13 protein-coding genes and 1 pseudogene are annotated in these 26,370 nt (G+C 73.5%); 7 read left to right on the top strand and 7 right to left on the bottom strand.

The features are described from left to right. Positions 1 to 65: 65 nt before the first annotated feature. Together ACFV4N_RS20840 and ACFV4N_RS20835 are read left to right on the top strand one after the other, a co-directional pair. Positions 66 to 9,551, top strand: a pseudogene (locus ACFV4N_RS20840) (SDR family NAD(P)-dependent oxidoreductase); the annotation flags it as partial. Positions 9,552 to 9,597: 46 nt separating this feature from the next. Continuing rightward, on the top strand, positions 9,598 to 10,500 hold the full coding sequence (locus tag ACFV4N_RS20835) for a proline iminopeptidase-family hydrolase (RefSeq protein ID WP_499674211.1): 903 nt from the start codon (positions 9,598 to 9,600) through the stop codon (positions 10,498 to 10,500). A 63-nt stretch (positions 10,501 to 10,563) separates the two neighbouring features. Here ACFV4N_RS20835 and ACFV4N_RS20830 read toward each other — a convergent pair whose 3' ends face one another. Then, the gene (locus tag ACFV4N_RS20830; protein ID WP_499674210.1) at positions 10,564 to 10,812 is read right to left on the bottom strand and encodes an acyl carrier protein; all 249 of its coding nucleotides are present in this window, start codon (positions 10,810 to 10,812) and stop codon (positions 10,564 to 10,566) included. Positions 10,813 to 11,054: 242 nt separating this feature from the next. Between ACFV4N_RS20830 and ACFV4N_RS20825 the strand changes: the two genes are divergently transcribed. Continuing rightward, positions 11,055 to 12,641, top strand: coding sequence for an AMP-binding protein (locus ACFV4N_RS20825; RefSeq protein ID WP_499674209.1), 1,587 nt, complete (start codon positions 11,055 to 11,057; stop codon positions 12,639 to 12,641). Positions 12,642 to 12,692: 51 nt separating this feature from the next. Here the strand turns inward: ACFV4N_RS20825 and ACFV4N_RS20820 are convergent, their stop codons facing one another. Together ACFV4N_RS20820 and ACFV4N_RS20815 are read right to left on the bottom strand one after the other, a co-directional pair. Continuing rightward, positions 12,693 to 13,535 carry an alpha/beta fold hydrolase gene (locus ACFV4N_RS20820; protein WP_499674208.1) on the bottom strand — a complete coding sequence of 281 codons (843 nt, stop codon included), beginning with the start codon at positions 13,533 to 13,535 and terminating at the stop codon, positions 12,693 to 12,695. Further along, entirely contained in the window at positions 13,532 to 13,963 is a 432-nt protein-coding gene (locus ACFV4N_RS20815) for a helix-turn-helix domain-containing protein (protein WP_499674207.1), read from the bottom strand. The genes ACFV4N_RS20820 and ACFV4N_RS20815 overlap by 4 nt, the downstream gene beginning before the upstream one ends. Positions 13,964 to 14,858: 895 nt before the next feature. Between ACFV4N_RS20815 and ACFV4N_RS20810 the strand changes: the two genes are divergently transcribed. Next, positions 14,859 to 15,734, top strand: coding sequence for an HD domain-containing protein (locus ACFV4N_RS20810; RefSeq protein ID WP_499674206.1), 876 nt, complete (start codon positions 14,859 to 14,861; stop codon positions 15,732 to 15,734). 109 nt (positions 15,735 to 15,843) lie between these two features. Further along, on the top strand, positions 15,844 to 16,605 hold the full coding sequence (locus tag ACFV4N_RS20805) for a GntR family transcriptional regulator (protein WP_499674205.1): 762 nt from the start codon (positions 15,844 to 15,846) through the stop codon (positions 16,603 to 16,605). Positions 16,606 to 16,661: 56 nt separating this feature from the next. Here ACFV4N_RS20805 and ACFV4N_RS20800 read toward each other — a convergent pair whose 3' ends face one another. Both ACFV4N_RS20800 and ACFV4N_RS20795 read right to left on the bottom strand, forming a co-directional pair. After that, positions 16,662 to 17,417 (bottom strand): S1 family peptidase, encoded by a 756-nt coding sequence (locus ACFV4N_RS20800; protein WP_499674204.1) that lies wholly within the window; start codon positions 17,415 to 17,417, stop codon positions 16,662 to 16,664. 395 nt (positions 17,418 to 17,812) lie between these two features. Further along, complete coding sequence (locus ACFV4N_RS20795; protein ID WP_499674203.1) at positions 17,813 to 22,690, bottom strand: AAA family ATPase; 4,878 nt, start codon at positions 22,688 to 22,690, stop codon at positions 17,813 to 17,815. A 261-nt stretch (positions 22,691 to 22,951) separates the two neighbouring features. Here ACFV4N_RS20795 and ACFV4N_RS20790 point away from each other — a divergent pair, with 261 nt between their 5' ends. Then, a complete protein-coding gene (locus ACFV4N_RS20790; RefSeq protein WP_499674202.1) occupies positions 22,952 to 23,659 on the top strand; it encodes a serine peptidase in 708 nt (235 codons plus the stop codon). 73 nt (positions 23,660 to 23,732) lie between these two features. Here the strand turns inward: ACFV4N_RS20790 and ACFV4N_RS20785 are convergent, their stop codons facing one another. Both ACFV4N_RS20785 and ACFV4N_RS20780 read right to left on the bottom strand, forming a co-directional pair. After that, a complete protein-coding gene (locus ACFV4N_RS20785; RefSeq protein ID WP_499674201.1) occupies positions 23,733 to 24,542 on the bottom strand; it encodes a DUF6357 family protein in 810 nt (269 codons plus the stop codon). Then, on the bottom strand, positions 24,539 to 25,762 hold the full coding sequence (locus ACFV4N_RS20780; RefSeq protein ID WP_499674200.1) for a DUF6357 family protein: 1,224 nt from the start codon (positions 25,760 to 25,762) through the stop codon (positions 24,539 to 24,541). Before ACFV4N_RS20780 ends, ACFV4N_RS20785 begins: the two co-directional genes overlap by 4 nt. 154 nt (positions 25,763 to 25,916) lie before the next feature. Between ACFV4N_RS20780 and ACFV4N_RS20775 the strand changes: the two genes are divergently transcribed. Further along, positions 25,917 to 26,249, top strand: a complete 333-nt coding sequence (locus tag ACFV4N_RS20775; RefSeq protein WP_499674199.1) for a hypothetical protein — start codon at positions 25,917 to 25,919, stop codon at positions 26,247 to 26,249. The last annotated feature ends 121 nt before the right edge of the window (positions 26,250 to 26,370 follow it).

The following is a 26,370-nucleotide window of genomic DNA, read 5'->3' as shown; positions in this document are numbered from 1 at the left end:
GTGTGGACCCGACCGACCTGGCCTGGTCGCTCGCCACCCGGCGCGCCGCGCTGGAGCACCGCGCCGTGGTGGTCGGCGACGACCGCGACGGCCTGGTGGCCGGCCTGCGGGCGCTGGCCGCCGACACCGCCTCGCCGTCCGTGGTGCGCGGCGTGGCCGGTCAGGGCAAGCTGGCGTTCCTGTTCACGGGGCAGGGTTCGCAGCGGGTGGGCATGGGTCGTGAGCTGGCCGAGTCCTTCCCGGTGTTCCGGGAGGCTTTCGAGGAGGTGTGCTCCGGCTTCGACCTGCCGTTGGCGGAGGTCGTCTTCGGTGACGACCAGGAGTTGTTGAACCAGACGAAGTTCAGCCAGCCGGCGCTGTTCGCCTTCGAGGTGGCGCTCTACCGGCTGCTGGAGTCGTGGGGCCTCAAGCCTGACTTCCTGGCGGGTCACTCGATCGGTGAGATCGCCGCGGCCCACGTGGCCGGCGTGTTCTCGCTCGAAGACGGGTGCAAGCTGGTGGAGGCGCGCGGTCGCCTGATGCAGGCGCTGCCCGGCGGCGGCGCGATGCTGGCCGTGCAGGCGACCGAAGAGGACGTGACGCCGTTCCTGGACGACCGCGTCGGCCTCGCGGCGGTCAACGGACCGACCTCGGTGGTGCTGTCCGGTGCGGCGGACGCCGTCGAGGAGGTGGCGGCCAAGCTCGAGGGCCGTCGCATGAAGCGGCTCGCCGTCTCGCACGCGTTCCACTCGCCGCTGATGGAGCCGATGCTGGAGGAGTTCCGCGCGGTCGCCGAGCAGATCGCCTACCGGGTGCCCGCGACGGCGGTCGTGTCCACGCTGACCGGCGTCCTGGCCGAGGGCGAGGACCTGGTGACCGCGGACTACTGGGTCCGCCACGTGCGGCAGGCCGTGCGGTTCGCCGACGGCGTGCGCGAGCTGGCCGGCCGGGGGGTGACCCGGTTCGTCGAGGTCGGCCCGGACGGCGTGCTCACCGGCATGGCGCAGGAGTCCCTGGACTCCGCGGTCGTGGTGGCCGCGCAGCGGCGCGACCGCGCCGAGGTCGTCGCGCTGACGGCGGCCGTCGGCCAGGCGTTCGCGGCCGGCGTGCCGGTCGACTGGACGGCCTTCTTCGCCGGGCGCGGCGGCCGGTGGGTCGAGCTGCCGACCTACGCGTTCGAGCACGAGCGCTTCTGGATGGACGACCCGGCCGTGGTGGGCGAGCCGGTCGGCGCGGGCATGGACGCCACCGACCACCCGCTGCTGGGCGCGGCGATGACGCTGGCGGACTCCGAGGGCGTGGTGTTCACCGGTCGGCTGTCGCTGCGCACGCACCCGTGGCTGGCGGACCACCGCGTCGGCGACGCGGTGCTGTTCCCCGGCACGGGGTTCGTGGAGCTGGCCGCCCGCGCGGGCGCCGAGGTCGGCTGCGGCGTCGTGGAGGAGCTGACGCTGTCCGCGCCGCTGGTGCTGCCCGAGCAGGGCGCGGTGCAGGTCCAGGTGACCGTGGCCGCGCCGGACGCGAGCGGTCGCCGCGCGGTGGCCGTGCACTCCCGCGAGGACGCGGCGGGCGGCGAGCCGTGGACCGGCCACGCCACCGGCGTGCTGGCGGCCGGGCCGGTCCGGGGCGAGGCCCTGACCGAGTGGCCGCCCGCCGGCGCCGAGCCGATCGCGCTCGACGGCGTCTACGAGGGCTTCGCCGCCGCCGGCCTGGGCTACGGCCCGGTGTTCCAGGGCCTCCAGGCGGCCTGGCAGCGCGGTGACGAGGTGTTCGCCGAGGTCGTGCTGCCCGAGCACGTCGAGGTCGACGGGTTCGAGGTGCACCCGGCGCTGTTCGACGCCGCCCTGCACGCCATCGCGCTGGCCGGTGGCGCCGGCCGGGACGCCGCGCTGCCCTTCGCGTGGGGCGGGGTCGCCGTGCACGCCACGGGCGCTTCGGCGGTCCGCGTGCGGGTCGCGCCCGCCGGCGCGGGCGTGCGGCTCGACCTCGCGGACCCGGCCGGCACGCCGGTGCTGACCGCGGCCTCCCTGGCGTTGCGCCCGGTCGGCGGCGGGCAGCGGGCGGCGGTGCGCCGGGACCCGCTGTACCGGGTGGACTGGTCCGCGCTCGACCTCCAGGCGGCCGACCCGGTGACCTGGGTCGAGTGGGACGCGGTGAACGGCGGCGTCGTGCCGGCGGTCGTGGTGCTGCCCGTGGAGGCCGGCTCGGAACCGGCCGCCGTGCACGGCGAGGCGCACCGCGTGCTGGCGGTGCTCCAGACCTGGCTGGCCGAGGACCGCTTCGCCGCCTCGCACCTGGTCGTGGTGACCCGCGGCGCGGTGCCGGTCGGCGACGAGGGCGTCCGCGACCTGGTCGGCGCGGCCGTGTGGGGCCTGGTGCGGTCCGCGCAGGCCGAGAACCCGGACCTGTTCCTGCTGGTGGACCTGGACGAGGGCACCTCGCTGGACGCGGCGCTGCCGGTCGCCCTGGCCTCCGGCGAGGCGCAGCTGGCCTTCCGCGGCGGTGTCGCGCACTCCGCCCGCATGGTCCGGGCCGCGACGGCCGACGGGACCGACCCCGGCTTCGGCGACGGCACGGTCCTGCTGACCGGTGCGACCGGCGCGCTGGGCCGGGTCGTCGCCCGGCACCTGGTGGCCGAGCGCGGCGTGCGGGACCTGCTGCTGCTCAGCCGTCGCGGCCTGGCCGCCGAGGGCGGTCCGGAGCTGGTCGCGGAGCTGGAGGCCGCCGGCGCGCGGGTGTCGCTGGTCGCCTGCGACGCGGCCGACCGCGACGCGCTGGCCGCGGTGCTGGCCGGGGTGGACGTGTCCGCGGTGGTCCACGTGGCCGGCGTGCTGGACGACGGCGTGGTCACCGCCCTCACCCCCGAGCGGGTGGACGCGGTGCTGCGGCCCAAGGTCGACGCGGCCTGGAACCTGCACCGGTTGACCTCGGACCTGTCGGCGTTCGTGGTGTTCTCCTCGCTGTCGGGCGTGCTGGGCGCGCCGGGCCAGGGCAACTACTCCGCCGCCAACGCCTACCTCGACGCGCTCGCCGCGCACCGCCGGGCCGCCGGCCTGCACGCCACCTCGATGGCGTGGGGCCTGTGGGGCCTGGACGACAGCGCGATGACCGGCACGCTCGACGCCGACGACCTGGCCCGGCTCTCGCGCGGTGGCGTGCTGCCGCTGACCGAGCAGGACGGCCTCGCGCTGTTCGACGCGGCGCTCGCCGCGGGCGAGGCGCTGGTCGTGCCCGCCAAGCTCGACCCGGCGGGCCTGCGCGAGCAGGGCGACGCCCTGTCCCCGCTGCTGCGCGGGCTGGCCGGCCCGGTCCGCCGCACCGCCGCGAAGGCGCCGACCGCGGGCGGCCTGGGCGACCGGCTGGCCGCCCTGCCCGACGCCGAGGCCCGCGAAGCGGTGTTGGAGCTGGTGACCGGGAACATCGCCGCGGTCCTGGGCCACGCCACCTCCGCCGCCGTCGACCCGAACCGGGCCTTCCAGGACCTGGGCTTCGACTCGCTGACCGCGGTCGAGTTCCGCAACGCCCTGTCCGCGGCGGCGGGGCTGCGGCTGCCCGCGACCCTGGTGTTCGACCACCCGACGCCGGCGGCGCTCGCCGAGCACGTGCACCGCGAGCTGACCGGTTCCCGGGGCGACGTCGTGGTGGCGAAGGCCAAGGCCGTGGACGACGACCCCGTGGTCATCGTCGGCATGGCGTGCCGCTACCCCGGCGGCGTGCGGTCGCCGGAGGACCTGTGGCGGCTGGTGGCCGAGGGCGGCGACGCGATCGGCGGGTTCCCGACCGACCGCGGCTGGGACGTCCGCCGGCTCTACGACCCCACCCGCACCCGTCCCGACACGACCTACGTCGACCAGGGCGGCTTCCTGCACGACGCCGCCGAGTTCGACGCGGAGTTCTTCGGCATCTCGCCGCGCGAGGCGGTGCTGCTCGACCCGCAGCAGCGCGTGCTGCTGGAGACCTCGTGGGAGGCGTTCGAGCGGGCGGGCATCGACCCGGCGTCGCTGCGCGGCAGCCAGACCGGCGTCTTCGCCGGCACGATGTACCACGACTACATCACCAGCCACAACGCGGGCAGCGTGGTGTCCGGGCGCGTGGCCTACACGTTCGGGCTGGAGGGCCCGGCGGTCACCGTGGACACCGCGTGCTCCTCGTCCCTGGTGGCGCTGCACCTGGCGGCGCAGGCCCTGAGGTCGGGCGAGTGCGGTCTCGCGCTGGTCGGCGGCGTCACGGTCATGGCGACGCCCGAGACGTTCGTCGAGTTCAGCCGCCAGGGCGGGCTGTCCGAGGACGGCCGGTGCAAGTCGTTCTCCGAGGGCGCGGACGGCACGGGCTGGGGCGAGGGCGTCGGCGTGCTGGTGCTGGAGCGCCTGTCGGACGCGCGCCGCAACGGGCACGAGGTGCTCGCGGTCGTGCGGGGTTCGGCGGTGAACCAGGACGGTGCGTCGAACGGGTTGACCGCGCCGAACGGTCCGTCGCAGCAGCGGGTGATCCGGCAGGCGTTGGCGAACGCGGGTCTTGCCCCGTCCGAGGTGGACGCGGTGGAGGCGCACGGCACGGGTACGACGTTGGGTGACCCGATCGAGGCGCAGGCGCTGCTGGCCACCTACGGCCAGGACCGCGAGACCCCGCTCTGGCTCGGCTCGATCAAGTCGAACATGGGCCACACGCAGGCCGCCGCCGGCGTCGCCGGGATCATCAAGATGGTCATGTCCATGCGGCACGGGGTCATCCCCAAGACCCTGCACGTCGGCGAGCCGTCGCGGCACGTCGACTGGTCCGAGGGGAACGTCTCGCTGCTGACGGAGTCGGTGCCGTGGCCGGAGACCGGGCGTCCGCGCCGGGCCGGCGTGTCCTCCTTCGGCATCAGCGGCACCAACGCCCACACGATCATCGAGCAGGCGCCCGAGGCGCCGGTGGCGCCGGCGCGGGTGTCGGACGAGCCGGTCGCCCTGGTGGTGTCCGCGCGGTCCGCCGAGGGGCTGCGGGCGCAGGCCGAGCGGATGGCGTCCTTCCTGCTCGACGGCGGGTACGACGTGGTGGACGTGGCGCGGTCCGCCGCGCTGCACCGGTCCGCGCTGGAGCACCGCGCGGCCGTGGTCGGCCGGGACCTGGCGGAGCTGGTGACCGGGCTGCGCGCCCTCGCCGACGACGCGGCCGGCACGACCGGTGCGGTCAAGGGCCGGGTGGCGCCGGGCAAGCTGGCGTTCCTGTTCACGGGTCAGGGTTCGCAGCGGATCGGCATGGGTCGTGAGCTGGCCGAGTCCTTCCCGGTGTTCCGGGAGGCTTTCGACGCGGTGTGCGCGGGCTTCGACCTGCCGCTGAAGGAGGTCGTGCTCGGTGACGACCAGGAGTTGTTGAACCAGACGAAGTTCAGCCAGCCGGCGTTGTTCGCCTTCGAGGTGGCGTTGTTCCGCCTGCTGGAGTCCTGGGGCGTGAAGCCTGACTTCCTGGCGGGTCACTCGATCGGTGAGATCGCCGCCGCCCACGTGGCCGGGGTGTTCTCGCTGGAGGACGCCTGCAAGCTGGTGGAGGCGCGCGGCCGGTTGATGCAGGCCCTGCCCGGCGGCGGCGCGATGCTCGCGATCGAGGCCACCGAAGAGGAAGTCCTGCCGTTCCTGGACGACCGGGTCGGCCTCGCGGCCGTGAACGGGCCGACGGCGGTGGTGGTCTCCGGTGCGGCGGACGCCGTGGAGGAGGTGGCGGCCAAGCTGGAGGGTCGTCGCATGAAGCGGCTCGCCGTCTCGCACGCGTTCCACTCGCCGCTGATGGAGCCGATGCTGGAGGAGTTCCGCGCGGTCGCGGAGCAGATCGCCTACCGGGTGCCCGCGACGGCGGTCGTGTCCACGCTGACCGGGACCCTGGCCGAGGGTCAGGACCTGGTCACCGCGGACTACTGGGTCCGGCACGTCCGGCAGGCCGTGCGGTTCCACGACGCCGTGAGCGACCTGGCCGGGCGCGGCGCGGTCCGGTTCCTGGAGGTCGGCCCGGACGGCGTGCTCACCGGCATGGCCCAGGTGGACGGCACGTTCGTGGCCGCCCAGCGCAAGGGCCGCGAGGAGGCGGCGACCGCCGTGCTCGCGGTGGCGGCGCTGCACGTGGCCGGCGCGACCGTGGACTGGTCGGCGTTCTTCGCCGGGCGCGGCGCGCGGCGGGTGGACCTGCCGACCTACGCGTTCCAGCGGCGGCGGTACTGGATGGACGGCTCCACCGAGGCGGGCGACGTGGCCTCCACGGGCCTGCGCGCGGCCGAGCACCCGCTGCTCGTCGCCACCACCACGCTGCCCGACACCGACGGCCTGATCGTCACCGGCCTCCTCTCCCGGCACACCCACCCCTGGCTGGTCGACCACGACCTCGGCGGCGTGGTGGTGTTCCCCGGCACCGGCCTGGTGGAGCTGGCGCTCCAGGCGGGCGCGCGCGCCGGGTGCGGTGCGCTGGAGGAGCTGACCATCCACGCGCCGCTGCTGCTGCCCGAGGACGACGGGGTGAGCGTGCAGGTCTCGGTGTCCGCGCCGGACGGCGACGGCGCCCGCGCGGTGGCCGTCTACGGCCGCGAGCAGGACGCCGACGACGACGCCCCGTGGACCAAGCACGCCGCCGGCGTCCTGGTCCCGGGTGCCGGCGACACCGGCGTGGAACTGGTCGAGTGGCCGCCCGCCGGCGCGACGGAGCTGCTGTTCGACGACCTGTACGAGCAGATGGCGGACGCGGGCCTGAACTACGGGCCGGTGTTCCAGGGCGTGCGCCGGGCCTGGCAGCGCGACGGCGAGCTGTTCGCCGAGATCGCGCTGCCCGAGGACGCGGCGGCCGAGGCCCGCCGGTTCGGCGTGCACCCGGCCGCGCTGGACGCCGCCGTGCAGGCCATCGGCCTGGACCGGGGCGCCGACGAGCCGCCCGTGGTGCCGTTCGTGTGGAGCGGGGTCGCCCTGCACGCCGCCGGCGCGCCCGGCCTGCGCGTGCGGATCACCCGCAGCGGTCGGGACGAGGCCGCGCTCGACCTCGCCGACCCGATCGGCCGCCCGGTGGCCACGGTGCGCTCGCTGGCGCTGCGGCCGTTCGCCGGGCAGCCGGCGCGGCGCGCGGACTCGCTGTTCCGGCCGGAGTGGGTGCCGGTCGCGGCGCCCGCCGCGCCGGTCACCGGCCGCTGGGCCCTGGTGGGCGACGACGACCTGGGCGTCGGCACCGTGCTCAAGGCCGCCGGGTACGCGGTCGAGGCGCACGCTGACCTCGCCGCGCTCGGCGAGACCCTGGTGGACGGCGCGCCCGAGGTCGTGCTGGCGCAGTTCGCGCCGACCGGTTCGCTCGACGCGGCGACCGTGCGCTCCGCCGCGCACCGCGCCCTGGCCGTCCTCCAGGCGTGGCTGGCAGAGGAGCGTTACGGCGCGACCAGGCTGGTCGTGCTGACGCGCGGCGCGCAGGACGGCGACGACCCCGCCTCGGCGGCGGTGTGGGGCCTGGTGCGGTCCGCGCAGTCGGAGAACCCGGACCGGGTCGTGCTGGTGGACCTGGACGGGCACGACGAGTCGGCGCAGGCGCTCGCGGCGGTCGTCGCGGGCGGCGAGCCGCAGGTCGTGGTGCGCGGCGGGCAGGTGCGCGCGGCGCGGCTGGCCCGGGTCGCCGCGACCGGCGAGGAGCCCGGCAGCGCGTTCGGCCCCGAGGGCCGAGTGCTCGTCACCGGCGCGACCGGCACGCTGGGCGGGCTGGTGGCCCGGCACCTGGTGACCGGGCACGGCGTGCGCGACCTGCTGCTGGTCAGCAGGCGCGGCGCGACGGCCGGCGGCGGCGCGGAGCTGGTGGCCGAGCTGACCGGGCTGGGCGCGCGGGTCGAGCTGGCCGCGTGCGACGTCGCCGACCGGGACGCGCTGGCCGCGCTGCTGGCCGAGCACCCGGTGACCGCGGTCGTCCACACGGCCGGCGTCCTCGACGACGGCGTGCTGGCCTCGCTGACGCCCGAGCGGGTGGACGCCGTGCTGCGGCCCAAGGTCGACGCGGTGCTCAACCTGCACGAGCTGACCTCGGCGAACCCCGACCTGACCGCGTTCGTGGTGTTCTCCTCCGCCGCCGGCCTGCTGGGCGGCGCGGGGCAGGCGAACTACGCGGCGGCCAACGCGTTCCTCGACGCGCTGGCGGCGCACCGGCGGGCCGCCGGCCTGCCCGCGCAGTCGCTGGCCTGGGGCCTGTGGGCCGAGGACAGCGCGATGACCAGCGGGCTCGGCGAGACCGGCCGGGGCCGCATGGCGCGCGGCGGGGTGCGACCGCTGCCGGCCGAGGAGGGCCTGGCCCTGTTCGACGCCGCGTGCGCGCTGCCCGACGCCGTGCTGGCGCCGGTCAAGCTCGACCTGAAGGGCGCGGTCGTCGGCCAGGTGCCGCCGATCCTCAACGCCCTGGTGCCCGCCGCCCGCACCACCGCCGCGACCGCGGCCGACGACCCGGCCGCGCTGCGCCGCCGCCTGGCCGGGCTGGACGACGCGGGCCAGGACGAGGCGCTGCGGCTGCTGGTGCGCACCACCGCCGCCGCCGTGCTCGGCTACGACGGCCCCGGGGCGGTGGAGGCGGACCGGGCGTTCGTGGAGCTGGGCCTGGACTCGCTGACCGCCGTGGAACTGCGCAACGCGCTCAACGGGGCCACGGGCCTGCGGTTGGCCACCACCGCGGTGTTCGACCACGGCACGCCCGAGCGGCTGGCGGCGCACCTGCGCGCCGAACTGGCCGCCGTCCCGGCCGACGGCGCTCCGGCGCCGCGAGCCGAGGCCGCCTCGGACACGATCAGCGCGCTGTTCCGCCAGGCCGTCCGGGCCGGCAAGCCGGCCCAGGGCCTGGCCCTGATCACCGCCGCGGCGGACGTGATGGAGTCGTTCGACACGGCGGCCGAGGCGGGGGAGATCCCGCCGGCGGTCACGCTGAGCCGGGGACCGGCCTCGCCGACCCTGGTGTGCTTCGCCTCGCCGATGGCGCTGGGCGGCCCGCAGCAGTACGCCCGCCTCGCCGCCCGGTTCCGGGACGAGCTGGACGTGGTGGTGCTGCCGACCCCCGGCTTCGACCGGGAGGGGAGCCTGCCCGCCACGGCGGCGGCCGCGGTGGACTACTTCGCCGAGGCGATCCGGCCGATCGCCGAGCAGGGCCCGTACGCGGTGGCCGGGTACTCCTCGGGCGGCCTGTTCGCGCACGCCGCGGCCGGGCTGCTGGAGCGCCGGGGCATCGGGCCCGCCGGTGTCGTGCTGCTGGACACCTACCCCACCACGGGGGCGACCACGACGCGGTTCTTCACCCACATGCTCGACGCGCTGCTGGCCCGCGAATCGGAGTTCGGCGAGTTCAGCGGCTCCCGGCTCGCGGCCATGGGACGCTACTCCAAGCTGCTCACGGAGTGCCCCGTCGAGGAGCTGGCCGCGCCCGTGCTGTTCGTGCGGCCGCAGGAGTCGATCGAGGGCGAGGAGGGCGACGGCACGTGGCGCGCGGTCTGGAGCGGCGCGCACGAGCTGGTCGAGGTGCCCGGCGACCACTTCACGATGATGGAGAGCACGGCCGAGAGCACGGCGTCCGCCGTGCGCGGTTGGCTGCTCGGACTGTGACGACCGCGGGGCACCGGCCCCGCTCGGAGGATGGGGAGTGGTGCGGATGGCCGCGACGCCGGCGCCGAGCCGCAAGGGGACGGTGCCCTTCGGGCCGTACAAGACGTGGTACCGCGTCACCGGCGACCTCGGCGGCGACCGGCCGCCGGTGGTCGTCCTGCACGGCGGTCCCGGCAGCACGCACGACTACCTGCTGAGGCTGGCCCTCCTCGTCGAGGAGGGCTGGCCGGTCGTGCACTACGACCAGCTCGGCAACGGCGGCTCGACGCACCTGCGCGACCGGGGCGCGGACTTCTGGACGCCCGAGCTGTTCCTGGACGAGCTGGACAACCTGCTGGAGGCGCTGGACATCGCCGACCGGTACGTCCTGTTCGGACAGTCCTGGGGCGGTGTCCTGGGCGCGGCGCACGCCGCGCGGCAGCCCGCCGGGCTGGTCGGGCTCGTGGTGGCCAACTCGCCCGCGTCCTACCCCCTGTGGCTGGCGGAGCTGGACGAGCTGCGCAAGACGCTGCCCCCGGGCGTCGACGAGGTGCTGCGCCGGCACGAGGCGGCGGGCACCACGAGCAGTCCCGAGTACCAGCAGGCCAGCGGGGTGTTCTACCAGCGGCACGTGTGCCGGCTGCCCTCGCTGCCCAGCGACCTGACCGCGACGTTCATGGAGCTGAACACCAACCCGACGGTGTACGCCGCCATGAACGGGCCCAACGAGTTCCACATCACCGGCACCCTGAAGGACTTCTCGCTGATCCCGGAGCTGCCCTCGATCACCGCGCCCACGCTCGTGGTGCGCGGTGAGCACGACGAGGTCACCGCGGCGGCGATCGCCCCGTTCCACGAGCTGGTGCCGGGCGCGCGGCTGGAGGTCGTGCCGGACGCCAGCCACCTGCCGCACCTGGAGAACCCCGACCGGTTCGACCCGGTGCTGCTGGAGTTCCTGAAGGGGCTGTAAGGGTCCCGCGAACGCGAAGAAGGGGACGGACCGGTTGGTCCGCCCCCTTCTTCGCGTTCGCGGTCAGGCCGTCGGCTCGAGCATCCCCGACAGCGTGCTCCACAGGGTCTGGGGCGTGCGGAAGGTCTCCGGGTTGAGCGCGTCGTCGCGGAAGCGCACGCCGTAGCCCTTCTCCAGCTCGGCCAGCAGGTCGACCATGGCCAGCGAGTCGAGGCCGACGTCGCGCAGCTCGATGTCCTCGGTCAGCTCCTCGCTCGCGTCGAGGAACGGCAGGTGCTTGCGCAGGATCTCCTCGAACCGCTCTTCCCACATGATGACCGATCCCCTTCCGGGTCAATTCTGTCTGGCAATAGCGCCGCTGCGATGAGCCAACGGTAGCACGGGAAAACCGTGCAAGAATGATCTCGCGCGAAGTGCGGAAAACCCCGAAGGGGCTTGCGCCGAGGATTAGGGGTCAGCTAGGGGTGCTCTCCGGGTTAAGCCCCTGAGCTGCACTGCTAGCCTTTCGCTGTCCGTGCGTTCGGTCAGCGTCAACCAGTGAGGTGCACCAGAGCATGGGTCGAGAAGTATTCGCGCGAGCGCACGACCAGGTCGCCACGTTGCATGAATTCCTGCTCGTCGGCGCACGCCTCGTGCCGGAGCGCCCGGCGATCGTCGAATACGCGGGCGGCGAGTTCGGCACCATTTCCTTCCGGCAGCTGGAGCGCCGGGTCACGGCCCTGGCCGCGCAGCTCGACGAGCTGGGCCTGGACATCGGCGACCGGGTCGTCCTGGAGTCCGACACCACGTCGTGGTCGATCACCGCGCTCCTGGCGTGCTCGTCGCTGGGCCTCACCTACATCCCGGTCAGCCCGGAGACGCCCGCGCAGCGGTTGCAGGCGATCGTCGAGGCCGTCGAACCCGCCCTGCACCTCCAGGCGGCGGGCGGGCGGCGCGAGGGCGTGGCCGAGGGCGTCGGCCTGGCGCGGTTCGGGCCGGACGGCCTGGTCGTGGAGCGCGCGCCCGCGCCGCGGGTCCGGCACCGGCGCGAGGTCACCCCGACCGACGCCGCCTACATCATCTTCACCTCCGGCACGACCGGCCGCCCCAAGGGCGTGGTGATGAGCCACCGGGCGATCCTGTCGTTCTTCCGGGGGATGCTCGCCCACGGCATCGTCTCCGCCGAGGACCGCGTGGCGACCACGTCGCCGCTCCAGTTCGACTTCTCGCTGCTGGACATCGGCCTAGCGCTGGGCAGCGGCGCGGCCGTGGTGCCGGTGCCGCGCGACCTGCTGCGGTGGCCGCGCAAGCTGGTGAAGTTCCTGCACGACGCGCAGGCCACCCAGGTCAACGGCGTGCCGTCGATCTGGCGGCCGGTGCTGCGGCACGAGGCCGAGATGCTGGGGGAGCAGGGCGGTTCGATCCGCGGCATCCTGTACTCCGGTGAGAAGTTCCCGCTGCCGGAGCTGCGGCAGCTCCAGTCGCTGCTGCCGGGCGTGCGGATCGTGAACTGCTTCGGCAGCACCGAGTCCGTGGCGTCGTCGTTCACCGACGTGCCGAACCCGCTGCCGGAGGACGTGGAGGAGCTGTCGATCGGCTTCGCCCACCCCGGCGCGGAGATGGTCCTGATCGACGAGGACGGGCAGCCGGTCGACGAGGCCGGCGGCGTCGGCGAGGTCCACCTGCGCAGCGCGGCCCTGTTCACGTGCTACTGGAACGACCCGGAGGCCACGGCGCGGGCGCTGGTGCTCGACCCGCTGAACCCGAGGGCCGGCCAGGTGGTGTTCCGGACCGGCGACCTGGCCCGGCGGGGCGAGGGCGGCGAGCTGTACTTCAGCGGCCGGGCCGACTCGCTGGTCAAGATCCGCGGCAACCGGGTGGAGCTGGGCGAGGTGGAGCGCCGGGTGGCCGAGTTCCCGGGCGTCGCCGCCGCCACCGCGCTGCTGGTGCCCGTGCCGGACCGGGAGCCCGCGCTGGCCGCGTTCGTGGTGCTGTCCGGTGGCGTCGAGGGCCTGGACGAGCTGGAGCTGAAGGCGTTCTGCATGGAGGCCCTGCCGGACTACATGGTGCCGCAGGACGTCCGCGTGCTCGACGAGCTGCCGACCACGCCGAACGGGAAGGTGGACCGCGCGGCGCTGCTGGCCGGCATCGGCCGGCGCTGAGTCGGAGCGGCGGGTGGGGCGTCCCGGGACGGGGGCGCCCCACCGGCGCGTTCAAGGCCGGTCGAGCAGGAAGCGGAGCACCTCCGCGGTCTGCCCCCGGATGGTGTGCGCGACGTCGGGCAGCAGCCTCACGGTCGCGCCCGGGACCAGCTCGCGCACCCGGCGCGCGGTGCCCGCCGAGTCGAGCATCGCGTCCCGCGCGCCGACGACCACCAGCACGGGCATCGCCCACCGGCGCAGCGCCTCGTCGGGGAAGACGGGCAGCCGCTCGCGCCTGGGCAGGAAGTGGCGGAACGTCACCAGGAGCTGGTCGAGGAAGGGCGCGGGCACGTCGTCGCCGATGCCGGCCACCACGCGCAGCGTCCGCCGCAGGCCCCACCGCCCGAACGGGCGCAGCAGGATCGCCCGCGGCACCCACCCCACCTTCTGCCCACCGATGCCGCCGGGGCACAGCAGCACCAGCCGCCGCACCCGGTCGGGCCGCCTGGTCGCGTAATCGGCGGCGAACCACCCGCCGAGGGACGCGCCGACGAGCGACACGCGGTCCACGCCCAGCGCCGCCAGCACGTCGTCCAGCCAGAGCGCGCACTCGTCGGAGCCCAGCCGGGGCCGGTTCGGCGCGCTCAGGCCCGGCTCACCGGTCAGGTCGACCGCGTGCACGCGGAAGTGCCGCGCCCACGAGGCGACGTCGTCGCGCCACATCGCGGCGTTCGTGCCCGAGCCGTGCAGCAGCACCACGGGCGGGGCGTCGGACGGGCCCGACACCACCACGAAGGTCTCGCCCTGAGAGGTCGGCACCGTGACCCGTTCGTGGGGCACCGACCAGTGGTCCAGGAGTTCGAGGTAGCCGCGCCGGACCTCCCGCGCGCCGTCCTCCGTGCGGTAGACGCTCACGACCCGGTCACCGCCTCGACGTGCCGCAGGACCAGGGCGGTGTCGGCCGGGTTGCCGAGGATCACCACCTTCAGGCGGGCGCGCTCCTCGTCGTAGGCGAGTTCCACGCGCAGCGGGGCGTCGCCCTGGCCGCGGTTGGCCGTGATGCCCAGCAGGAGGGCGTTCACCCGCTCGACCACCTCGGGCGGCGCCGCGTCGACCTCGACGACGCACGTCACGTCCACGTGCCGGCGCCGGCTGGTGGCGTCGCGCGTCGCGGCGGGCACCGGGCGGCCGGTCAGGGCTTCGAGGTCCGAGTGGGCGATCCGGTACTGCTTGCCGATGCGGACGGCCTTGAGCCGCCCGTCCCGCACGTAGCCGCGGACGGTCTTGACGTGCAGGCCGAGCAGTTCGGCCACCTGGTCGGGGGAGTAGAGCTTTTCTTCCACATCCTGACCTTAGAGGGGGCCTGATGGAGAAGTATAGGGAAGTTTCTGGCTTCTGCTGCCCTGAGTCGCGCGACCTGCCCGCTTCGACGGTCAGGACCGTGCAGTCGAGGAGTTCGCGCACCAGCTTGGAGGCCAGGGTCCAGAGGACGGCGGGGTCGGCGAAGGGGACGAGTTCGCGCTTGACGGCGACCAGCCGCCCCTGCGGTCCCGCGCGGTACCGGAAGCCTTCGACCCCGTAAGTCGGGCACGAGCCCGCGCGGATCACGAGGTGTCCCTCCTCGCGCAGGGCCGGGCAGACGCGGATCGCCAGGGCGAGGCAGGGCGCGCAGACCGGGGGCTCGCTGACGAGGAGCCCTTCCGGCCACCCGGGCGGGCGTCCCGTTCGGTCGGGGAGGAGCCAGAGGACGCCGCCCTCGTCCCGATCGGCGGGGTGGCCGCAGACCTGGCACAGCAGTTTCCGCATGGCGCGGCGCTGTCGGTGGACGTGGATCCTGGCGAACTGGGGCTTGCCGCGTCCGGGCGCGATGGTCGCCCGGTCCCAGAGCACGCCCCGGCTGTCCCGATCGCCGAGGACCTCGTCCGCGTACGCGATCCCCATCCCGCCCGGACGCTCCACGAGCCGCGGTTCCTCCGCCGACTCCTCGCTCCACATGGCCACGTAGGGAACGACGAGCTTCACCCTGTCGCCACCCGTGCTGTCGAGGCATTCCCGCTCCGCTGGGTACTACCAGCCAAGACAGCTGTCATGTCATATCTCCTCAGCGAACCGCTGGATTACGGGCTTGGGTAGACAGATTGTCCACCTGGCTAGATCAAAACTAGAGCTGCTTGGTTAAGCTGTCAAGCTGGGCGTCAATCAGGACGGTAACCTGTCTAAGCAGGTAGGCTCTGCGACATGCAGCCGATCAACCCGGACGACCCTCGGAGCCCTTACATCAAGATCGCCGCGAGTATCCGAGCCGCGATCCTCTCCGGCGAGCTCGAGCCTGAGGCGCAGCTGCCCACAGGGGATGAGCTGGCGAAGTTCTTCGGCGTGTCCCGGGCGACGGTCGGTTCTGCGATCCGCACGTTGCGCGACGAGGGTTTCGTCCAGAGCCGCCCTGGCGGGGGCGTCTACGTCACGGGGCAGGCGAGCCTTCCCGTCCCAGCCGGACAAGCGCATCCCCTCACCGGTCTCGGCGCCTTCCTGCACGAGGCCGGACACCTCAAGAACCTGCCCCGAGCGGGCTGGTTGCTGCTGGGGATCAGGCATCCCGAAAGCGTCGCCGAGCACTCGTTCCGAGTGGGGATCATCGGGATGGCGCTCGCTGCGATGGAGGGGGCCGACCCTGGAAGGACCGCCGCGCTCTGCCTCATGCACGACGTGCACGAAGCTCGCATCGGCGATGTGCCGTCTGTCGGCCGGGCGTACGTCACCACGGCTGTTCCGCAGGCTGTCACGGCCCATCAGACAGCGGCATTGCCCGATGAACTCGCCGATCTGTTCCAGGGGATCACCGCCGAGTACGAGGACGCGGAGACCCTCGAGTCCAAGGTGGCCCACGACGCGGACAAGATCGAAACCCTGTTGCAGGCCAGGGAGTACGCGACTCAGGGATATGCGAGCGAACCTTGGCAGGACACGTCGGTACAGGCTCTCCGCACCGAGTCCGCGAAGCAGCTCGCACAGGCCATCACCTCGTCCGACGCGCGCGGCTGGTGGATGAACTTCGCTTCGAGCTACCAGGAGTTGAGGGCCACCACCCGCGCCCGGCAGGGGCTCAAGCCCTGACCTGATCGGGCGCACGCCGTCTTTGCCGCGACGCGCCGAGCCTTCGCCGGCAGGTTGGAGGGCAGCCGCCCTGGCCGGGTCGTTCGTCAGCTGAGAGGAGACCGATCAGGTGACCCGCTGGACCGGAACTCCCGCCTACGCCCAGATCGCGAACGACTACCGCGCCAAGATCCTCGACGGCACGTTGCCCGCCGGGGCCAGGTTGCCGTCCGAGTCCGAGTTGATGGGCCAGTACGGCGTCTCCCGGATCGTGGCGCGTCAAGCGGTCGGCGTCCTGCGCAACGAAGGTCTGATCGACAGCCACAGCGGCAAGGGCAGCTTCGTGCGCCCGCGACACCAGGTCGAGCGGCTGGCCCGCGACCGCTACCGCAGGCGCAAGCCCACGGGCGAGTTCGCCGACGACGCACGCCGCGCGGGTGCGACGGCCGACATCGAGGCCGCCTCCGCCCGTGGCACGGCCTCCGACCGCGTCGCCACCCGGCTCAAGATCGCCCCGGGCGCTCCCGTGATGAGGACCGCGTACCGCTTCCTCGCCGACGGCCGCCCCGTCCAGGTGTCCACGTCGTACGAGCCGCTCGCGCTGACCGAAGGCACCGACGTGGAGCGCCCCGAGGAAGGTCCGCTGGCCGGTCTCGGGGTCATCGCCCGCATGGACCACATCGGCATCCGCGTGACCGAGGCCGTGGAGTCGGTGGCCACCCGTGCCCCGCTGCCCTGGGAGGTCGAGGCGTTGGACATCCCGCCGGGCGTGCACGTGCTCGCCATCGAGCGGACGTTCCTCGCCGGTGGGCTGCCGGTGGAGACGTGCAATGTCATGGTGCCCGGTGACCGCTACGGGCTGACCTACCGGATCCCCGTCGTGGACGGGTGACGCGAAGCGCTCGGCCGGGGTGTCCCGGCCGAGCGCTTCGTCATTCGTCCCGCTGCTTACACGCCCGCGACCGAGAAGATCCAGGGCCGGTAGGCGGTGACGTTCGTGTAGGCGCACCAGTCGAAGCGGTTGCTCGTGGACGACACGCCCACCTGGTAGTACTGGCCGTCGACCGGGCTGGTGGCCATCATCGGGCCGCCCGAGTCGCCGCCGGCGGCGATGCCGTCGACGCGGGTCGAGGAGATCGCGACGCCGCCCAGCCAGTCGGACGAGCTGACCGACTCGACCAGGGTGTTGGCGAACTTCAGCACCGGCGACTGGCAGCTCAGCTCGTCACCGAGGCAGGTCGCGCCCCAGCCGTAGATCTGCACGGGCTGGTTCGCCGACACCGCCGAGGCGGTGCCGAGCTTCGCGAACTGCCACCAGGTCGGCTGCGCCTGGTCGATCCGGACCAGGGAGATGTCGGCGGACGGGTGGTCGACGACCTCGACGCCGGTGACCAGGGTGCCGCCCGAGTTCTGCTGGAGGCTGCCGATCCGGAACGTGTAGGTGGCGTTGTCGTCGGAGACGCAGTGCTGCGCGGTCAGCACCCACGACGGGGCGATGATGGTCGCGGAGCACCACGGGGTGCCGTTGCTGAACAAGCGGACCGCGAACGGGGCGTAGGAGGCCGTGCCCCCGTCGATGATGTCGGTCTGACCGGGCGGCACGAACGGCGCGACGGGGGCCGCGGACGCCGGGGCGGCCAGGACAGCGGTGGAGAGCAGGGCGCCGGCGCCGACGAGCAGGGACAGGACGCGTCGAATTCGCATGTGATGTCACCTTCAGCATGTGCGGAGCGGTGGATCGATCCACCAAGAGCAGCTTCTCGCCTCGGGGTGACGGGCGGGACGGTCCGGTCGTAGGGCGGCGATCGACCAAAGAAATAGGCGACCGATGCAGTTTTCCCGGCATTCGGGCAAGTGGTCTGGACCAGTGCGGGGTGCTGACCGCGAAAAATGCGGAAAGTGAGCGTTCTTCCTGGTGGGGCAGGCTGTTGAAGCCTTATTCGGAGTCCAGTGGAAGATTGGTCACAAACGGCTTCTTGCCTACTTCAGTAGCTTGCTCTGTGAATGCACTTCGGTGTGTGATGTGGAACACCGAAAATGGTTGGAGATGTGGTCTTCGGATCATCGGACGATAGCGCTTCCCAAATGCTCGTGCCAATTCAGCGCGTACTGGGCGGAAGTGACGGCCGCACGGGTCGCACCCCCGGGTCGTCCGTCCGGGTGCCGTTGTCGAACAGGGCGACGTCCGCGCCGAACGCGACGACCAGCCCCCGCGCCGACATGCCCATCACCAGCACCGGATCAGGCAGCACCAGGTGGACCGGCTCGTCACCGGTCTCGTCGGTCAGGTCCCAGACCAGGACGACGCCGTTGCCCCGGTTGCCGCCGGTGGTGACCATCAGCTGCACGCGACCGTCCGGGGTCTCGGTGAGCAGCCAGCTGGACGGGCGTTCGGGGAGGGTGATGGTGCGGCGTCTCACCCCGTCCGACAAGTCCCACAGCTCGACCACCCCTGCGTTGTTCATCGTCGCGATGTGCGGGCGGCCGTCGATCCGCACGACGTTCTCGATGAACGAGAAGCTCCCGAACGCGATCGGTTCCGGGGTGATCGCGCACACCTCGATCCCGGTGTCCAGGTCCCACACGCGAGTCAGCCAGTCGGTCCCGGTGGTGAAGGCATAGGGGGCGCCTTGGACCTCCGCCACCGCGATCTTCTCGATCGGTGCGTCCGGCTCGTGGGCGAAGGTGAACAGCTCCTGGCCGTCGGACACCCTCCAGACGCGCGCTGTGCCGCCGCTCAACGTCACCGCGAGCACCCGTTCCGCGTCGCCCGTCAGGATCCCCTGCTTGGGACCCTCCGCGTCCTCGGGGTGGACCAGGACGCCTCCCGGCCCGTCACCGGTCACCTCCCACGCCGCCCAGCACCGGTCCGGACCGGCGAGCCAGCTGGTCAGCACGTAGGCCACGTCACCGAACGACACGGCGTGGCCCGCGACCCGTTCCCGGGCCTCGCCTTCGTGGACCAGCTTTCTCACCGCGCCGCTCGCGAGGTCGCGCACCACGAGCCCGCGGCCGTCGTCGGACAGGCGGACGGCGTAGTCGCGTTCGCCGGCGGTGGTCAACAGCGGTTCCCGGTCACCGGGCCGGACCACCAGCGGCTCCCGGTCGACCCCGGTGGTGAAGTCCCACACGCGGACCAGGCGGTGGTCCAACCGGAACAGGGCGTGTCGCTTCGCCACGTAGACCCCGCGGGGGGCCGCGTCCCCGTTCTTGGGGTGGAAGGTCGTCCTGATGGTCCTCCCGGTCTCCAGGTCCAGGAGCGCGAGGGATCCGGCCCGGTTGGCCAGGGCGTGCGGCCGACCGCCGATGACGACCAGCCCCATGCCGTCGATCCTGCCCCGCCCCACCGGCGACTGCTGGAGGTGCTCGTCCTCGGCCAGGTCCCACACCCGGACGACCGTGTCCCACGCGGTCGTGAGCAACCACGGGGCGTCGGGCTCGTGGACCAGCGTGCTGGAGATGTGGGCCAGATCCGTGCGGTCAGCACCGTCGCCGTGGGAGAAGACGTGCCGGACGGCCCGAGCCGTCAGGTCCACGACGAAGTGCACGTAGTCGTCCCTGCCCACGAGGAGCGAGTGGCCTCCCACGTCGACGCAACCCACCACGTGGGGGTTCGACGACCGCTCGACCGGGACGGGGACGTGGTCGACCTCGCCCCGGGTGATGTCCCAGAGGACGAGGCGGTAGTCGAACAACCGGGCCAGGACGAGGCCGTCACCCACGACGTGCAGCCACTGGGTGATCACCCCTTCCTCGGACCACGGGAACTCGCGGGTTTCGGACGAGTCCTCCCGCGGGTCCCACACGACGACGTGGCCGTGGCAGGCGATCGCCAGCAGCTCCCGGCCGGCGAGGGTGAACCAGTAGTAGTTGACCATTTCCGACGACCCGCGGCGAACGGCCAGCCGCTCCTCGCCGCTCGTCAGGTCGTACAGGCGGATCCACTCCTCGTCGTGGGCGATCAGGCGCGACACCCCGTCGAGCTCGAACGAGAAGCAGTGCAGGAGGGCGTGGTCCGGATCCACCGGAACCCGGACGGCTTCCCTCCCGGTCACCGGGTCGACCGCTCTCACGTGCGCGTCCGACGCGATCAGCACGTGTAGTGAGCCGTGGATCGGGGCGAAGCCCCCGATCCGGGGAGGTCCGCCCGCGATCCCGTCCGCCGGGATGAAGAGGTGGTCGCGTCCGCTGATGAGGTCCCGGACCCGGAACCCGTCGTCGGAGGGAACGATCCCGTACAGGCCACCGGAGGACGCGACGGCCCTCGGCAGGGGTGCGGATCGCCCGGTGGGAGGGTTCGGCTCGCCGGTCGACAGGACGTTGCGCTCGACGCCGTCGACGAGGTCCCACACCCACAGGCGACCACCGTCGTCCCCCGTGACGGCGTGCGACCGGCCGTTGAACCGCACCACGTCGGCGACCGACACCCGCGCACCCGGTTCCTCGGGATGGCGCAGGACGTGCCGCAGACTGCCATCCACCAGGTTCCACAGCTTCACGGCGGTCTGCCCGCCGAGGGCGCTGGAGGTCAGCGCGAACGGTGTTCCGCCCCATCCGGTGACGGTCGGGGTCCCGACGCCCGGGCCGTGCGGCAGCGAGTGGCGGAGCGCGGGGTGCACGAGCGAGCCCGTCGCCCAGCGGGGCGTCATCAACGGCGTACCGGCCACCGGCAGGGCTCGGGCGAGCGCGGGCAGGCCCCATCGCAACGCGTCGATCGCGAGCAGTTGACGGCGTACCTCCCTGATGTGCCGCAGCGGGTGGTGGGGCAAGGAGGTCCGGTAGACGGAAGCGTGGACGCGGGCCAGTTCCCCGACCGCCCGGTGGAGGTGGGGTGCCAGGTCGTCGGGAGCGGCGTGCACCAGGAAGCCCGGGTCGCGGAGCAGGCCGTCGAGCGCTCCCGCCACCTCCGCGGCGTGGCCGGCCAGGTGGCGCTTGAGGTAGGGGTGCGCGGTCTCCCAGGAGCCCGCCTTGGGCACCTGGGCGATCAGGGCGCTGAACACGGCCGCCGGGTCCGCGGAGGGCCGGACGTGGTCCACCAGGGCCTGGTGGAAGAACCGGTACAGGAGGCGGCCGTCCACGTCCACGTCGGTGCGCAGGTAGAACGCGATCTCGCCCAGCGCGTCCCTGGTGTCGTCGAGATCGGTTCGCGGGGCGTCCGGCGCACAGGCGCGCGCCACCGCGTGGAGCAGGTCGAGCGGCATGCCCCGACCGCGCGCGGTGCCCAGTGCGAGCACCAGGGGCCGCACGCCGGGGGTGGCGGCCCCGATGGCGTCCAAGTGCAGGTCGAGCATCCCGGAGATCGTGCCGGGCAGTCGGTTCACCAGCTGTTCGGGCGTCAACGGGGTGTCGGCCGGCGATCGCGACAGGTGGTCGGCGAACAGGGTCGCCAGCAGGAACCCGCCGTTGTCCCGGGAGCGGGCCAGGCGATCGGCGAGGACCGGGATGACGTCGGGCTCGTAGCGGTGGTCGGACCACAGGCGGTCGTGCAGGAACGCGGCGATGTCCTCGGTCAGCCGTTCCACCGGCACGGCGTCGAGGTCGAGCACGCTGTCGGACCCGCTCGCGGTGGCGTGCAGCGCGGGGAACCGACCCCGTGAGGAGCGGGTACCGATGAGGAGCCGGCAGCCGGCGCCGGCCGCGGCGGGTTCCAGCACCGTCGTCAACAGCTTCTCCGGGTCGACCGCCTCGTCCAACGCGTCGACCACGACGATCACCGGTCCCTCCTGGGACAGGCGCCGGAGCAGCGTCGCCACGTCGTCGCCGGGTTCCGCGTCACCGAGCGCCAGCGAGGGCTCCCCTTCGAGTTGTTCGGGGTCGAGCTGCCGCAGCAGGGACGACACCACCTCCGCGACGGTGCGCTCGCGGGCGTGCACGGCGATCACCCGGGCGGTGGGGCGCGGTCGGTGGTCCCGGATCCTGCTGAGCACCGCCCCGGCGACCTGCAGGAGTTGGCGGTGGGTCAGGCACGTGACCACGCCGAGCAGCGCCGACTTGCCCGAACCGGGGCTGCCGGTGACCACGAGGAGGTTCGTCCCGGTCTCTCCCGGCGATTCCATCCACCGGGCGATCCGGGCCAATTCCGCGTCGCGGCCGCTGAACAGGCAGCGGTCGGCGGTCGGGGTGCCGGTCGCCCGGGTGATGAAGTGCACGGGGTCCAGGCCGGGGTCGCTCTCCGCCGCCAACTGCCACAGCGCAGCGCTCGTCCGGGCGCGGTAGCGGGCGAAGGGGTCCTTGGCGTGGGCCGGGTTCGCGAAGAACCGGGCGGGCTCCAGCCGTGCCTGCGACGTCGGCGTGCGCAGGACCGAGGGGAAGTAGCCCGCGCCGACCTTCTGACCCAGCTCCCGGTCGATCTCGGCGGCGAGCGTCTCCACGGGCACGAACGGCAAGTCCGGCGTGACGTCGAGCCAGCCCTTGGCCAGGCGCTTCAGCACGGCGGCCGTGGCGGTGCTGAAGCGCGCCCCGAACGTCGACTCGTCGGCACCGCAGGCCGCGATCACCCAGGACTTGCGCCGTTGATCGGTCAGGTGGTGGAAGTCCTGGGTCGACAGCGCGGCACCCGCTCGGCACATGTCGAGCAGGAAGAGCGCGGGCCCGGTGGCGCCCGCCTCGACGTCGCCGAGCATCGCGCTGACGTTCAGCGCCGTCTTGCGCAGCTTCACGCCCCGGGCGCTGTCGAGCACGGCGAAGTAAAGCTCGTTGTTGAGGACCTCGCCGTGGCCGCTGAACAACAGCACCAGCGGCTCGTCCTCGGCCTGTTCCTGGAGCTCTTGCCAAGCGGTGGTGGCCGTGTCGCGGTCAGGGTCAACCAGGAGGCGACTGGTCGACGAGGTGAGGCGGTCGAGCGCTCCGCGCACGTCCTCCACCGCTGCCTCGACCTTGGACAGGGGCGAGAACGGCGCGGTCCCGGAGGCCTTCTCCTCCTCTGTGACGACCCGGACCGGGAAACCCCCGACGCCGACCACCCACGACCTGACCATCGCCACCCGTTCCGCGGAATCGGTCGGGCGCGCGGCACCCGTGCGACCATGGTGATCACCCGGCTTCACCCGACGGAGATCGGATTACCACACGGAGGTACCGCCCTGTCCGCAATAGTCGTGGTCCACGGGATCTGGAACCGGCAGAGGGGGTTGTCCGCGGAGGACGCCGCCGCCGGTCTCGCCCGGGCCGCGGAGGACCACCTCGCCCGCGGCCTCGAGAAGGCGAAGAAGAGCCCTCCCCCGCCTCTCGAGATCGTCATGGCTTACTACGCGGACCTGCTGTTCGACGATCCGCGGGACGAGCGGCAGGACGAGGAGGGCGAGGGCGATGGCCTCGACGACCTGACGGACGAGGAACTCGTGCTCGCCCGGCAGTGGCTCGCCCTCGCCGGGGTCGAGGCGCCGGACGAGCCGCAGAACCCGTTCCTGTGGCCGGTGCGGCAGGCCTTGGGCGTGCTCGCCCGGCGTCGCGGCGGGTCGGTCCAGCGGTGCGGGCGGGTGGTGGCCGCGTTGATCAGAGAGGTGTCCGCCTACACGGGGCAGCGCCACCGGCGCGAGGCGGCCCGCGATCGCGTCGCGGAGGTGATCCGGCGGGCGCGGCCGAGCGTCGTGGTTGCCCACTCGTTGGGATCGGTGGTCGCGTACGAGACCCTGCACGCCCACCCGGAGTTGGAGGTCGACCTGCTGGTGACCCTGGGATCGCCGCTCGGCGCGCCGGGGGCGGTTTTCCATGCGCTCGACCCCGCGCCGCGCGGAGAGCGGGGCGCCAAGCCCGCCGGTGTCGCGCGGTGGGAGGACTACGCGGACCTGGGCGACCTCGTGGCCCTGCCGCCGGAGCTGGGCGGCCGGTTCCCGGTGGACCACCACGCGAACGTCCACATCGGGCTGCTGGACTTCCACACCCTGGGCGCCTACCTGCGGCACCCGGAGGTCGCACGAGTGCTCACCCGGCACGTGGACCGGTGAGCGCGGATCAGCCCTCGGCGGCCGGCCACCGGACGACAGCGCGTCCTGGGTGTTCCCGCCGCTGCGACCGCTCTTAAGACGCCCGCGGGCGGGCGGCGGCTTCCGAGCACATCAGGAAGCTCACGGTGCGCACCGCGTCGTCGGCCAGCCCCGGGTGGGCGCGGCGAACGGCGCGCTCGACCTCCTCCTCGATTCGCCTCCACCCGCTGTTCTCCGGGGTGTTCCGGTCCCCTCGCGGACCGGGGGAGAGCCGCACCCCGGCGCACGCCCGCTCCGCGGTGGCGATCACCCGCATGACCTCGGGCAGCAGGGCGGGGTCGACGGCGTCGGGCTCCCTGGTCGGGCGCTTCCCGCCGTGCAGGTAGCGGCCCGTGTACTCGAGCAGCGCCGCGTCGAGCGGGGTCAGGCGCACGCCGCGCCGGGCGCGGTCGCGGTCCGCGTCGTACTCGTGGACGCGGCGCCAGTCGGACTTCTCGGTCGCGGAACGCAGCGCGGCGAAGACCTCGCCCCGTTCGAGCAGTTCGACGTCCGCGCCCTGGGCGACGAGTTGACGTCGGTCCCAGGCGATGTCCCGGAACAGCGCCTCCACCTCCTCCGGCGCGCCGAGGAGGATGGGGTCCAGCAGCGCGACCGCCGCGCGTTCGTCGAGCGGGCCCCGGGTCCCGGCCGCCGTGCACAGGGGCAGGAGCGCGCTCCACAGCAGCAGGTGCCGGGTCAGGTCGTCCCGGATCACCCGGAGGTGGGCCGCGGTGACCGGGACGGTGAACGTGCGGGGGTCGTGGTTGGCGTCGGCCCCGGCGCCGAGTTGGAGCCTCAGCCCGCCGTCCGCCCGGACCACCCGCGGGATCCAGCCGTTCTCCCGGGTGAACACGACCTCGCTCACGCCCAGTTCCCCAGCTCGGCGTCGACGCGGGGGTCCGTGCGCACCCACACCTCGCCGTCCGCGGCTCCCGGTGGGGTGTCCACGCGCTCCAGCCCGAGCACCCGGACCAGCTCCAGCAGCTCGTCCCGGGTCTCGCCGGCCTCCTCGACCGTGCAGCTGTCGAAGAGGACGTAGTGCACGTCCCAGCGGTCGTTGTAGCCGGAGTCGGCCCAGATGGCGCAGAAGCGGTCCACGGCCCCCCGGTCGAGCGGCGCGGTCGCGGGCCGTTCCGGTCCGACCGCGGCGAAGCCCCGCGCGACGTCCTCGGCGCTCCACCACGGCCCGGCTCCCGCGACCGCGTCGGGGGTGAAGTCGTCCACGAGGAAGACCTCCAGCAGCCGACCGACCCCCGTGGCCTCGACCCCCAGCCGCGCCTCCTGCAAGCGGGCCACGAGGCCGTCGGACAGGGCGCAGGGACCCGAGAAGGTGAAGACGCCGGTGGCGGGGTGGGGGACACCGTCCCCGGGCAGGGCGAGCAGGTCCGCCGGCACGCCGTCGTACAGCGCCGCGCGGGCGTCGGGGGAGGCGAGCGGGCTCGCGTGGTCGAACGTGGTCACCAGGCCGCGGCCGGCGTCGGTGAACCGGGCGTCGACGGTGTCGCCGTCCCCGTTGGCGTAGCCGTAGCGCGTGACCCCGGCGACCGTCGTCGGCTCGCGCCCGTCGACTCGGGTCAGGACCTCCAGCCGGCGGCGCAGCTCGCGCGGGTGGGTCCGCCGCAGCGCGGAACCGTCGAACTCGAACCGGAGGCGTGCGCGTTCGAGGGCGGCGAGGTCCGGCAGCCAGGGGCCGCGGAGGTCGAGGGCGGCGAAACCGCCGCGGACGAAGTCGGCCACCTGGTTCCGGTAGCCGCTGCTGCCGGTGACGAGGCGGTACTCGACCCGCGACCCCTTGACCCGGCAGGTGGCCCGGTCGTCGAACAGGAGCAGCAGCCCCTCGTCGTTCTCCTCGTCCTCGATGGAGAACGACGTGGCGCCGCCACCGCGGTGCCGGTCGACGAACTCCTGGAACGCGTCCTCCGCGGAGTGGGGACCACCCGGGAGCCACCCCTGCCGGTGGTCTCCGCCGTCGCTGAAGGTCAGTGGTCTCATCGCCGTCCTCGGTGTGCCGGTTCCCGCGCGGATGCTAACCGCGTGACCGCGGCGGGCCGGAGCCAGGACACCGGAGAACGCGAGCGCGCCCACCGACGCGTCCGGTCGTCTTGTGGTGGCCCGGTGTGCTTGCCGGGCTGCCGGGAATCACCCTGGTGGCCGCCGTCGTGTCGCCCTTCCGACCGTCGTGGCGTGCCTGCGCGGCCGGCTACGGTGGCTGGACCCTGCCCCCTCCTGAGGAGGACACATGAAAGCCAGAACCCGTGCGGCGTTATCCGCGGTGGGTGCGGTCGCCGCGCTGGTGAGCGCCGCGGCGCCCGCCTCGGCCGCTCCCGCGCTCACGCTCCACTGCGCCTCCGGGCAGAGCATGTTCAGCTGCTCCGCCTCCCCCTACACCCCCAACGCCACCATCACGTGGCAGGAGTTCGGCGCGCCCGCGCCGCACTGGGACGGGCAGTGGAGCGCGTACGGCTGGTGCGGTGTCGGTTCCTACCTGACCATCGGTGCCACGGTGTCCGACTCCACCGGCTCGACCAGCCGGACGGCGTCCTTCTGGTGCAGCGACCTCCCCTGGCCGTGATCCGCCCGGCGCCCCGCCGCGCCGGGTGCGCGGCTCGCGGCCGGCCCGGTCCGCCACGGGGCCCTCACGAGCACCGGGGGTGAGCCGGAACCGGCAGGTCGGGCGGGGATCAGCGTCCCGC

This window comes from Actinosynnema sp. NPDC059797 (assembly GCF_042732085.1).
Lineage (GTDB): Bacteria > Actinomycetota > Actinomycetes > Mycobacteriales > Pseudonocardiaceae > Actinosynnema.
The sequence above is the reverse complement of the archived record's forward strand: the minus strand, read 5'-3'. Positions and strand labels throughout refer to the sequence as shown.